This is a genomic window from Candidatus Aminicenantes bacterium (genome assembly GCA_026393855.1).
Taxonomy (GTDB): Bacteria; Acidobacteriota; Aminicenantia; order Aminicenantales; family UBA4085; genus UBA4085.
Map to the genome: position 1 here is coordinate 1 of JAPKZJ010000124.1, position 11,352 is coordinate 11,352.

Here is an 11,352-nt window from a genome sequence, read left to right on the forward strand (position 1 = left end):
AGCTTGCGGCCCTCGGCGAAGCGGGCGGCCAGCCGCGGCCCGATCTCGTCCTGGCGGTAGCTGTGGATGATGAAGCCCGTCTTGGGCGCCGGCATTTTATAATAGGCGGCGTTCTCCTCGATTTTAACCTGGACGGCGCCCCCGGGCAGAGCCACCTGATACCGGCCGAACGGCTCAGCGTAAAGGCCGGGGCCCGGCTCGTCGGCCTGCAGGTCGGGCAGCCCGCCCTCCGTTTTAAGCTCGGGCTTGACCGGAGGGACGGGCGGCATGTGGGCTTCGTTCTTGGCCGGCGGCGGGGGCGGGACCGGAGCCCCCTTAACCCGCATCGAATCGAGGATGCCGTCCCACTGCCGTTTGAACTCCGCGACGCGGTCCACTCCGATGACCGTGAATGCGAACTGCTGGACGGTCGGCGCGACCTTCACGGTTGGATCGGCGGCCTTGCCCGGAACGCCGAAGATGACCCAGCGGCTGAAGACCGGCTGCCCTTGGTTCAAAAACGTGAAATCGTGCACCAGCCCGTTGTACCCGGCGATCTTGCGCTTGGTTGTCGCGGCCGGCTGATAGCGCTCGTAGCCTTTGAGTTCCCGGTCGACTCTTTCGGACAAGGCAGCGTCGAGGATGTCATCTTCGGTCCCCCCGAACAAGTCCATCAGCCGTTGCGAATTCATCGGCTTGAATATGAGCAGAGAGCCCAGCGGGGCGCCGTCGGTGTCGAAATAGCGGTATTTGGACCCGGCCGGATCGTCGTCCCGCTTCCACCCGGCCGGAAGGCTATAGACCAGGCCCATGTCCTCGGCCGCCAGGCCGCCGTCGGGCCGAGCGGCAGGGTTTTGGATAGGCGCGTTAGCAGCCTGGTCGGCGGCCGGTTGCGGAGCCGGCCTCGACACCGGTTTCAAGGTGGACATGACCTTGGTGCATTCCCCCGCCAGCGCTGCAGCGTACTCATTCAAGGCCTGGAAGAAGAAGGTAAAGACCGTGGCGCCAGAGACGAACGTATACGAACGGCCGATGAACGACACGCCGACCGCATTAGGCTGGTAAGAGAATTCATGGACGACGGCCGGGACGCCGGCGATTGTCACCTTCTGGGTCGATCGGGCCTGGTAATAGGGCATCTGGGGCCGGGCACGGCCGAGGGCGTCCTCGAACACCTGGTCGAGCGTCTGGCCCGCCGGAGCCGGATTTTGGGTAAGAAACATCTCGCCGTACGGCCGGCCGCCGCGAGCGTCTGGCCCGCCGGAGCCGGATTTTGGGTAAGAAACATCTCGCCGTACGGCCGGCCGCCGCTCATGTAGACATAGTGAGCCTTGAGATCGGGGCCGCCCCGCAGGGCCTGGGCCACCCAGCCCGCAGGCATCCTGTAGGTGACCTCATCGGCGGCCGGCGTTGCGGCGGCTTGGGCCCCGAACTGGACGGGCACGGCGGAAACCACGGGCGAGGCAAGGAGCGCGGCGACGGACACGGCGATGAGCCCGATAGAAATTTTTCTCATGGAACCCCTCCCTCTCCAGATGCTGCGGCCGTTCGGGCCGGGCCGAGAGGCCAATCGTATTCAGCCTGGCGCCGCAAGTCAAACGCCCGAAAGCGCCGCCGTTTGCGGCTTGACGCCGGTCTTGAATCGGTCCATGATGAAGGCAACCCCCGATGTTCAAACACGCTTGGGCTCTTCTTTTGGTCGTCGTCTTGTCGCTGATTCTGGCCTTGGCCGGTTGCGCGACGCTCTTCGGGCCTACCGGTGGAGGCACCCCCGCCGAGATCGAGAAAGAGATCTTCAAGCTCGTCAACGACTACCGCCGAGGCCAAGGGCTTAGCGACATGGTGTGGAATGACGCGATCGCCGACGCGGCCCGCGAGCACAGCCGGGACATGGCCGCCGGCACGGTCCCCTTCGGCCACGACGGCTACAGCGACCGATGGGCCCGCCTTGGCCAAGTCCTGCCCTGGCAATCCATCGCCGAGGTCGTGGCCACATCGGGCAGCGCCGCCGATGCCGTGAACGCCTGGATCGCCAGCCCCGACCATCAGCAACATCTCGTAGGGGAGTACACGTTGACCGGCGTGGGCGTCGCCAAGCCCGACTCGGGCGGATCATTCTACGCCACCCAGATCTTCGTTAAGCCGCAATAAACCCGCTCGATACCCCGATCTGAAAATCGGGGTTTCAGCGCCGCGAACGTATGAATCGGGGTTTTCCCCGACATAGGCCCGCGGCTCAACCCAGCTTGAGCGCGGTCAACGCCTTGACGACGGCGATATCGTCGGGGCTTTTCATCTCGAATCGGATCCCCGTCCCCTCGGCATAGCGGCGGGCGCCGGCGATCAATTCGAGAATCGCCGCAGGCAGGCCGGCTTTTTTCGCCGCGGCGACGGCCTTATCGCCCAGGACAAGCGAGACGGAGAACTCCCCGGCCGAGGGGATCAGATACAGAATATTCCGCTCGCCCTGCTTGAGCCGCAGGGACCAGCCGGCCTTTATGGAATACGAGGACCATTCCCGCGCCTTGAGCCCGAATTCCGCGGCCATCGCCGCTAAAAGCTCGTCCCAAAGCGCTTGGGCCGGGCCGAGGACGGCCGACAATTCGCGTTCGGTGGGCTTTTTGGCGCGGCCGATGAATGCGTTGGGGGCGGTCATGCCGGAACGATGCGGTGGATCTTCTTCTTGCCGGCCTTGAGCAGGATGCCGTCGGGCCCGAGGTCTTGGCTCGTCACCATGCGGCTGAGCGAGTCGATCCGCTCGTCGTTGACGTGGAGCCCGCCCTGCTGGATGAGCCGCTTGGCCTCGCCGCGCGAGGGCGTCAAGCCGACCTCGGTGAAGAGCTCGGCGATCGCGATTCCGGCGTCCAGCCGGGCTTTCGGCACGGCCGTCGTCGGGAGAGATTCGATGTCCTTCTCCCCCGCACCGCCGAACGCTGCCGTCGCCGCGCCCCGGGCCTCCGTGGCCGCCGCATCGCCGTGGGTCAGCCGGGTAGCCTCGAAGGCTAGAATTCGCTTGGCCGCGTTGATCTCCCGGTCGCGAAGCCCGTCCAAGCGCCGGATCTCATCGAGCGGCAGCATCGTGTAGAGCCGCAGGAACCGGCCCACGTCGCGGTCGTCGCAATCGACCCAGTACTGGAAATACTGATAGGGGCTGAAGAGGGCCGCGTCCAGCCAGACCGCGCCCTGGGCGGTCTTGCCCATCTTGGCCCCGGTGGCCGTCGTGAGCAGGGGGAAGGTCAGCCCCTCGACCGTGGCGCTCTCGACCCGGCGGACAAGATCGACGCCGGCCAATATGTTGCCCCACTGGTCGTCGCCGCCCATCTGCATGGTACATTTATGGGTCCGGTAGAGGACGAGGAAGTCGTAAGCCTGGAGGAGCTGATAGTTGAATTCGATAAACGACAGGCCCTTTTCCAGCCGCAGCTTGTAGGCCTCGGCGGCCAGCATCCGGTTGACGCTGAAATGGCGGCCGATGTCGCGCAGAAACTCGATGTAATTCAGCGGCCGCAGCCATTCGGCGTTGTCGAGCGACAAAGCACCCGGCCGGTCGAAATGGAGGTAACGGTCGAGCTGGGCCCGGATGGCCTGCCCGTAGCCGCGGATGGCGGACTCGTCCAGCATTTGGCGCATCTCGGATTTGCCGCTGGGATCGCCGACCATGGTCGTGCCGCCGCCGGTCAGGGCGATGGCCCGGTGGCCGGCCCGGCGCAGATGGACCATGGCCATGATCGGGACCAGGCTGCCGGCGTGAAGGCTCGCGGCCGTGCTGTCGAACCCGATGTAGAACGTGGTCTGCTCTTGATCGAGCTTGCGGCGCACCGCCCCCTCGTCCGAAACCTGGGCGATGAACCCGCGCTCTTTCAGTTCGTCGTAGATCGATAAGCTCACAGAAAGGCACTCCTAACGGCTCATTTATAACACATTTCCAGGCACGCCCCCTATTCTTTGGATCTTCGCCCAATTCCGGGGAGACCCAGGCGGTTCGGGGTGCCGGCCAATGGCGAAATCGCAAGGGCGGCGCCTTTTTCCACAACTCTCTGAGGGAACCTGGCTCTGGCCAGGCGCCGAGGGCTGTTTGAGCACGCGACCATCCAACGGAATCGAAACGGAGTGGGTGGCCAACAAGACCGGGAAATTTCGAATGCGGAGTTCCGAGGCGCCGAAGAAAGCTGTGGGAAAAGGCGAGAAGAGCCCGAAGCCGCCGGGTCGGCATCCCGAACGGCCCTCCCCGGAATTGGGCGATGGGCTTATTCTTTGGCGGGGGGCATCTGCTTGGGCAAGTGGCCGAAGGCCTTTTCGTAGAGCGCCGGATAAGCATCCTTGCCGCCCAGCATCATCGCAGCCAGCGGGAAAGCCGTCCGCGCGGCCCGGCTCATGGCGGCCGCGATCTCCCGGATATCCCATTGCGCCGCGCCGTCCTCGCGCAGGCGCGAGATGTGATAGAGCTCGCGCAGGTTGAGCTTGAGGAGGGCTCGCCGGCGATGGGCGTTGGTCAGTACATACGCGGCCGCTCCGCCGCATTCCCTCTTTAATTTGTCGTGGGCCTCTTCGGTCTTGGCTGCCATGGCCCGAAAATCCTCCGCCGCTCCGGCCTCCTCGATCGAGGGCGGCACGGTCAGCCCCAGGGACGGATCGTAGTCCTGCACGGTCAACGTGGCCATCCGGTGGCGCTTAAGCTGGGCGAAGGCGGAGGCGGACAAGACAAGCTCAAAGGTCAGATCGGCGTGCTCGAACTCGCGCGGCGGGAAATCGTAAAACTCCATCCGCTCGAACACCGTTAGGAACAAAGCCCGCTTGCGCCGGGCCGGGAGCTTGCGGGCCGTAGTCAGGCATTCGCTCAACGGCCGGCCCGAAACGGTATGGAGGAGCGCGGCCAGAATGCGGTCGTCGCCGTCGGCGGTGGCTGTCGTCAGCCGGACCGGCACGGCCGTCCCCGCCGCGAAGATTCCCTTACCGGCCGGCCGGGCTTTGCCTGCCGCCTTGGCCAGCGCGCCGTATGTCTCGGCGTCGAAAGACGTCGCCGCCGTAAACAAGACGATCGACGGCGCCGCCTGCGTGGCCAAATCGTGGAGGCGCCGGTTGAGCTCGCGCACCTCGGCCAGCGGGTGGGCGGCGAAGCGGCGGATCATGAGCTCCAGGTTTCGGGCGTTGACGGTCATGCCGAGCTGGCCTTCGGTGGCCAGGCTGACGATATACCGCGCATCTTCCTTGGCCCAGCCCTCGAGCAAGCTGTTCATTTTTGGGTCCTTGGCCGCTTCCGGATGGCGGGCAAAGACGCGCGGACGCAAGGCCCGATACAGTCGATGGTAGAAGGCGTTTTGGGCTTTGACGGCGCCCAGAAAGGCCTGTTTCATCCCGGCGGCGACGATCTCCTCCGGAACGACGAAGTCTTCCCCGAGGGTGATGTAGCGCTGGGACTTCTCGGTGAACGAAGCCAAGCGGAACCGCTCGACGGCCTCGATGGCCAGCCGGCTTAGGCCCATCAGGTCGAAGTTGAAGACGGCGTGCTCGGCCACAGAGTGGTGGCCCATTTTGAAGATGATGGCCTGGTTGGATCGGCGGGCCTTTTCGACCTCGCCGCGGGCGGACCGCCGCAGCTCGTCCACGGGACGGGCGTCGCGCGAGATGCGGGCGTAGGCGGCGGACAGGGTTTCGGGCGTCAAGTCGAGCCGCGGCGGCGCCGAGAGCCGAAGCTCGTCCAGTGCCTCGCGATCGACGTTGTACCCGGCCAGAACGACGTTCATCCCTCGACGGCCACCCGTACGATGACCTGGAATTCCACGATCCGGCCCTCGCGGACGGAGCCGCGCTGTTCCACGACCTGGAAGAAGTGGGCTTTCTGCCCCCGCTTGGCGACCCCGGCCAGGGCGGTCTGGACGGCCTCGGAGAACCCATCCGGCGACGTCCCCACGAGATCAATCATGTTCAGCATGGAAGCCTCCTTTTCAGTTGTTGTCTTGCCGTTATTGTAGCAGTCCCGCCCGGCCGGGCCAAGCCGGGGGGCAGGGCGTATCTTCCTTGTCATCCCGAGCCATCGCCTTCGGCGAGGGCGTGGGGATCTCGATCAGGTCCCCACGTCGCGCCGTGGGCGCTCCTCGGGACGACAAGAACAACCACATTGTTGCAAGCACTTTTTCCTCTGTCGTCCCGAGCACTCGCCAAGCGAGGGCAACATTGGTTTTCCTGTCGTCCCGAGCCATCGTCTGCGACGACGGCGTGGGGATCTCTTCTGAGGAGGAGATCGCCACGCTGCGCTCGCGATGACAAGAGACAATCTTCATGACTTCCCCTCCGGCACCCAAGTCGATACAATACCCCCATCGCGCCTCTCGGGAGAGCCCGCATGAATAAACCCGCTCGATACCCCGGGCTAAAGCCCGGGGTATTAACAGGGTTAATACTGAGCGGCGCTTCATCCCCCGATTTAAAAATCGGGGTTCGAGCGCCGCGAACGTATCGACGCCGCCGATTCCCCCGCGTTATCCGGGTTTTGCCTTTCCTCCTCCTCTCGGCAGCGTTCTTTGGGAGGGTCGCGGCCGCCGCCCCCGGCGCGCAAGGCCTGACGACGATCGGCCCCGAAAAGAAGATCATCTCGGGCGGGGCGGATATCCGCAGCGCCGATTACGTCCGGGCCCACGTCGCCGAGATGGAGCGCGTCGCCTTCGACGGCATCTGCATCAACGTCTATCGCCGGGTCGACGGCAAGATCGAGCCGGTGAACCTCCGGGTCATGGACCCCGTGCCCCTCCGCTACGAGGATTACGCCGAAGCCGTGGCCGATCTCAAGGCCACCCCGTTCAAGCGTTTCAAGGACAATTTCCTGTGGGCCTGGATCGCCTCCGCCCCCGGGGTCGTCCCGGTCGATTTCTTCGACGACCCGGCGGTCATGATCGCCAACTGGCGGACGGCCGCCCTCATCGCCAAAGAGGGCGGCTATCGCGGGCTGTTCGTCGACACCGAGCAGTACGAGACGCCGGTCGGCCCGTTCGCCTGGACCCGGGTCAAGTATTCGGCGACGAAGTCCAAGGCCGAATACGCCGCCCAAGCCCGCAAGCGGGGAGCCGAGGTCATGCGGGCCGTCAATGAGGTCTTCCCGGATATCCACATGCTGTGGTTCATGGGCTACTCGGCCAACGGGCCGGACCGGTCCCGTTTCGGCGCCTACGCCTTCGTCCCGGATTTTATCGATGGGATGTTGGACGAAGCCCGGCCCGAGGCGCGGATCATCGACGGCTACGAGACCTCCTACGGCCTCAAGACCGAGCCGTTCTTCGCCGCGGCCCGCGATCTGATGAAGAACAAGATGAAAGCGACAAGCCCCGCCCCGGCGATATTCGAACGCCAACACCAGGCGGGGTTCGGCCTGTGGCTCGACTGTCACGGCACGGCTATGGGCTGGAACCCGGCCGATTTCAGCAAGAACTATTTTACGCCCGAGGAGTTCGAATACTCGCTCCACCAAGCTTTGGCCCACAGCGACCGCTATGTCTGGGTCTGGTTCGAGCGGGGTAGCTTCTTCACCGGCGCCAACATCCCCTGGCCCTACGAGCGGGCCTTGACCGAGGCCCGCCGGCCCCACCCCGTCCAGCCGGCTTCGATCCCGGCCAATCCGCCGCCGGGAGCGCTGGCGCCGCTAGTCCTGCGGGGCTACGCGGGCGAGGATCCTTCTTCGCTCATCGGAACCCATCTCAAATGGCTGGCCGATCTCCCCCGCCGGTTCCGCTGGCGGCCCGACCCGCGCAGCGTCGGCTTCGACGAGAAATGGTACGCCTTCGATTTCAACGACGCCCAGGGCTGGTCGTCCCTGCTGACCGGGATCGAGCATTGGGAGGTCGAGGGCTACAAGTACGAGTGCGCCTCGTGGTACCGCCAGCGCTTCGACATCCCGCCCCTGCCGTGGGGCAAGAAGGTCTATCTCTTGTTCGAGTCCAAGAACGAGGACGTCTGGATCTGGATCGACGGGCGCCCGATCCCGTCTGATCGCGTGGTTTCCGCCGCGAACGGCAAGCCCCTGCTCGTGGACGTGACCGGTTATCTGCGCAGCAATGTTCAGAATCTCATCGCCCTGCGCCGCCGCTCGGGCCTCGAATCGGGCGGCGCCTGGAACGCCATCCGGCTGGTTGTGGAAAAATAGGGTATCCGCCATGAAAAAATCCGCCGTGCCGTTTCTCTTCCTTGCGCTCCTCGCCGTCCACGCCGCCCATGTCTTCGAAGAGGTCTGGGGACGGTTCCAGCCCATCGAGCGCGTCTTCGGGTTGGGCTGGTTCCTGGCCCTCAATTGGGTTTTCCTCGCGGCGCCGATGACGATCTTCCTGTTCATTCTGTTGAAAAAGCGCCCAGCCTATACCCTGGGCATGTTCTATGCGGGCCTGATGACTCTGAACGGCCTCGGCCACAATATCGCCCTGGCAGCGACCGGGCGGTATTTTGGCGGCTTCGCCGGCAGCGTCTCGGGCATCCCGATGATCATTCTGGGGGCGATGCTCCTGCGGGCCCTGCTGGACGAGCGGAGGCCACTCGTCGTCCGCCGCAAGCCAATTAATTCCCAGACACATACTTAATTCGATGCCTACCCGGGAAAACGGCGTATTTCCAAGGGAGGTCGACTTATTTGATTCCTCGGGAATTAAGTATATGTCTGGGAATTTGGCCGTTGCTTTTTAGCCCCGACGGTCGTATTTCTAGAGAGCGACCGATCCAGCCTAGGAGTAACTTAATGTCATCCACCCGCATCCCCCGCCGTGAATTCGTCAAGCGAAGCCTAACCATGTTCGGCGCAGCCGCTTTGGCGCCGCAGGCCGCATCGCGCCTGTTCGCCGCCCCCGAAGTCCTGCCCGATATCACCTCGGTCAAGGGAGGGGACGCCTACGCGGCGGCCAGCAAGGCCATCGAGCTGGCCGGCGGCGTCGGGCGATACCTCGGCAAGACCGGCCGCATCGGCATCCTGGTCAACGCGCCCGCCTGGTGGAAGAGGCCCGGCAGCCACACCAGCACGGACGTCGTCCTGGCGGCCGTCGAGAGCTGTCTCAAGGCCGGCTTCAAAGACATCGTCTTCCTGCAGGATCCGCCCCCCGAGTTCTGGGGACGCAGCAGCCGCTCGGCATCCATGGCCGACGTCGTCAAGTCCGTCAAGCCGGCGACGGCGAACAAGCCGGAGATCGACGTCAAGGGCGGCGCGGCGCTCAAGAAAGCCAAAGTCTCGCGCGACCTGTTGGAGGTTGACGCATTCATTGACCTGCCGATCGCCAAGGACCACGCCGGCACCCGCTACAGCGGCTGTCTGAAGAACATGATGGGCGCCTGTGCCGACGAAACCAACCATTTCTTCCACGCCGGCTCGGGGGCCAAGGGCGAATACGGCGACGTCGACTTCCTGTCCCAATGTATCGCCGACCTGGGCCTGGTCCGCAAGCCGACGCTCTGCATCGTCGACGCCACGGTCGTTCTGGGCGACAACGGACCGGCGGGCCCCGGCACGCTTCTGAAACCAGGCCGGGTGGTGGTCGGAAACGACCCGGTGGCCGTCGATGCCTATTGCGCAGGCCTGCTGGGCAGGTCGGCCGCCGACATCGCCATGCTGAAGAAGGCGGCGGCCCACGGCATCGGCAAGATGGATCTGACCAAGCTCAAGATCAAGGACGCGACGATCTGACGCCGGTTCAGAGGATCTCTTTGACCCGGCCGACAATCCCGTTGGTCAGACGAACTTTGATCCCGCGCGAGTGATCCGGAGAGGAAGTCAGGATGTCCCGGACGATTCCCTCGGTCAGCTTTCCGGACCCTTGATCTTCTTTCTTGACGACGCGGACGCGCGCACCGGGTTTGATATCGGCTCGTTTGCGGCCATCCATGGTTTGCCTCCCGAAGCGGCCCGTCGGCGGCCTACCCTTTCATGACGCCGATCGGGACGACCCTGGCCACGATGCGGCCCAGGCCGGCCGCGTCCGAAACGCGCACCACCTCGTCCACATCTTTGTAGGCCTCGCTCGCCTCTTCCGCCACACCCTTCCAGCCGGCCGCCTGCAGCTCGATGCCGCGGCCGGCCAGGTCGTCGCGGATCTTTTCGCCCCGGAAGCGGCGCAGGGCTTCCTGGCGCGACATAACCCGCCCGGCGCCGTGGGCGGTCGAGCCGAAGCTTAGGGCTTCGGCGGCGTCGGTGCCGGCCAGGATGTAGGACGCGGTGCCCATGCTGCCCGGGATGATGACCGGCTGGCCGACGGACTTGTAGGCGGCGGGAATCTCGCGCCGGGACGGCCCGAAGCTGCGCGTCGCGCCCTTGCGGTGGACGCACAACCGGGTCTCGCAGCCGTCTACCATATGAGTCTCCATCTTGGCCACGTTGTGGCAGACATCGTAGATCTGCCGCATCCCGTCCGACGTCCCTATTACTTTCCGGAAGACTTCGCGGACCCAATGGGCGATCATCTGCCGGTTGGCGAAGGCGTAGTTCACGGCCGCGCACATGCCGCGATAATACTCCCGACCCAGATCCGAGCGGAGGGGGGCGTGGACGAGCTCGCGGTCGGGCAAGCCTTCGACGCCAAACTCGTTCTCCATCTTTTCGATGTAGTCGGTCGCCACCTGATGGCCCAGCCCGCGGCTGCCGCAATGGATCATCACCAGGATCTGGCCCACGGAGCCGATTCCGAAAGCGGCGGCGACGACGGGATCGACGATGCGGTCGACTTTCTGGAACTCGAGAAAATGATTGCCGGAACCGAGGGTGCCGAGCTGGGGGATGCCCCGCTCGAGAGCCCGGGCCGAAACGGCGGCGGCGTCCGCCTCGCGCATCCGGCCGCCCTCCTCGGTCGTCGCGAGGTCGCCGGGCCATCCGTATCCCTCGGCAACGGCCCACTCCGCGCCCTTGACGAGAATCTCCTTGAGGACGCCGAGCGAGAGCTTGGTGACACCGCCTTTGCCGACGCCGGCCGGGACTTCGCGGACGATCGCCGCGAGCAGCTCCTTGCGGCGGGCCGTGACGTCCTCCTCGCGAAAATCCGTGCGCAGAAGGCGGACGCCGCAGTTGATGTCGTAGCCGACGCCGCCGGGCGAGATTATGCCTTCGTCCAAATCGAATGCGGCCACGCCGCCGATCGGGAATCCGTAGCCTTGATGGGCGTCGGGCATGACATACGACATGCGGACAATACCGGGCAGGCAAGCGGCGTTGCGAGCCTGGTCCAAGGTTTTATCGCGCCTGACGAGCGCCAGAAGGGCTTCCGAAGCGTAGATCCGGGCCGGGACATGCATCGCACCTTGGCGGGGGATCTCCCAGGTGTTGTCGTCGATCTTAACGAGTTCCATGGCCTTCGCCCCTATTATATGCAATTCCCATTCCGAGGGCTTGACAAGTCGGTTAATGCGTATTATCTT

12 protein-coding genes are annotated in these 11,352 nt (G+C 64.8%); 4 read left to right on the forward strand and 8 right to left on the reverse strand.

Annotated elements, in window-relative coordinates; genetic code table 11:
• Both NTZ26_15200 and NTZ26_15205 read right to left on the reverse strand, forming a co-directional pair.
• The coding region (locus tag NTZ26_15200) for a hypothetical protein (protein MCX6561845.1) at positions 1-1,154 on the reverse strand (1,154 nt) is incomplete at its 3' end.
• Positions 1,082-1,495 carry a hypothetical protein gene (locus NTZ26_15205; protein MCX6561846.1) on the reverse strand — a complete coding sequence of 138 codons (414 nt, stop codon included), beginning with the start codon at positions 1,493-1,495 and terminating at the stop codon, positions 1,082-1,084. The genes NTZ26_15205 and NTZ26_15200, both read right to left, overlap by 73 nt.
• Positions 1,496-1,647: 152 nt before the next feature.
• Here NTZ26_15205 and NTZ26_15210 point away from each other — a divergent pair, with 152 nt between their 5' ends.
• The gene (locus NTZ26_15210; GenBank protein MCX6561847.1) at positions 1,648-2,130 is read left to right on the forward strand and encodes a CAP domain-containing protein; all 483 of its coding nucleotides are present in this window, start codon (positions 1,648-1,650) and stop codon (positions 2,128-2,130) included.
• Between the two features lie 85 nt (positions 2,131-2,215).
• Here NTZ26_15210 and NTZ26_15215 read toward each other — a convergent pair whose 3' ends face one another.
• The 4 genes from NTZ26_15215 to NTZ26_15230 form a co-directional block, all read right to left on the reverse strand.
• Positions 2,216-2,635: a DUF3788 family protein gene (locus NTZ26_15215; GenBank protein ID MCX6561848.1), complete on the reverse strand. Its 420-nt coding sequence runs from the start codon at positions 2,633-2,635 to the stop codon at positions 2,216-2,218.
• Positions 2,632-3,867, reverse strand: coding sequence for a tyrosine--tRNA ligase (gene tyrS, locus NTZ26_15220; GenBank protein ID MCX6561849.1), 1,236 nt, complete (start codon positions 3,865-3,867; stop codon positions 2,632-2,634). The genes NTZ26_15215 and tyrS overlap by 4 nt, the downstream gene beginning before the upstream one ends.
• 359 nt (positions 3,868-4,226) lie before the next feature.
• A complete protein-coding gene (locus tag NTZ26_15225) occupies positions 4,227-5,723 on the reverse strand; it encodes an FAD-dependent thymidylate synthase (GenBank protein MCX6561850.1) in 1,497 nt (498 codons plus the stop codon).
• Positions 5,720-5,911, reverse strand: a complete 192-nt coding sequence (locus tag NTZ26_15230; GenBank protein ID MCX6561851.1) for a dodecin family protein — start codon at positions 5,909-5,911, stop codon at positions 5,720-5,722. Before NTZ26_15230 ends, NTZ26_15225 begins: the two co-directional genes overlap by 4 nt.
• 558 nt (positions 5,912-6,469) lie before the next feature.
• Here NTZ26_15230 and NTZ26_15235 point away from each other — a divergent pair.
• The 3 genes from NTZ26_15235 to NTZ26_15245 all read left to right on the forward strand — a co-directional run bounded on the left by NTZ26_15235 (position 6,470) and on the right by NTZ26_15245 (position 9,631).
• Positions 6,470-8,113 (forward strand): hypothetical protein, encoded by a 1,644-nt coding sequence (locus NTZ26_15235; GenBank protein MCX6561852.1) that lies wholly within the window; start codon positions 6,470-6,472, stop codon positions 8,111-8,113.
• A 10-nt stretch (positions 8,114-8,123) separates the two neighbouring features.
• The gene (locus tag NTZ26_15240) at positions 8,124-8,540 is read left to right on the forward strand and encodes a hypothetical protein (GenBank protein MCX6561853.1); all 417 of its coding nucleotides are present in this window, start codon (positions 8,124-8,126) and stop codon (positions 8,538-8,540) included.
• Positions 8,541-8,695: 155 nt separating this feature from the next.
• Positions 8,696-9,631, forward strand: coding sequence for a DUF362 domain-containing protein (locus NTZ26_15245; protein MCX6561854.1), 936 nt, complete (start codon positions 8,696-8,698; stop codon positions 9,629-9,631).
• A gap of 7 nt (positions 9,632-9,638) precedes the next feature.
• Here the strand turns inward: NTZ26_15245 and NTZ26_15250 are convergent, their stop codons facing one another.
• Together NTZ26_15250 and NTZ26_15255 are read right to left on the reverse strand one after the other, a co-directional pair.
• Complete coding sequence (locus tag NTZ26_15250; protein ID MCX6561855.1) at positions 9,639-9,830, reverse strand: YwbE family protein; 192 nt, start codon at positions 9,828-9,830, stop codon at positions 9,639-9,641.
• A 31-nt stretch (positions 9,831-9,861) separates the two neighbouring features.
• Positions 9,862-11,283 carry an RtcB family protein gene (locus NTZ26_15255; protein ID MCX6561856.1) on the reverse strand — a complete coding sequence of 474 codons (1,422 nt, stop codon included), beginning with the start codon at positions 11,281-11,283 and terminating at the stop codon, positions 9,862-9,864.
• Positions 11,284-11,352: the final 69 nt, after the last annotated feature.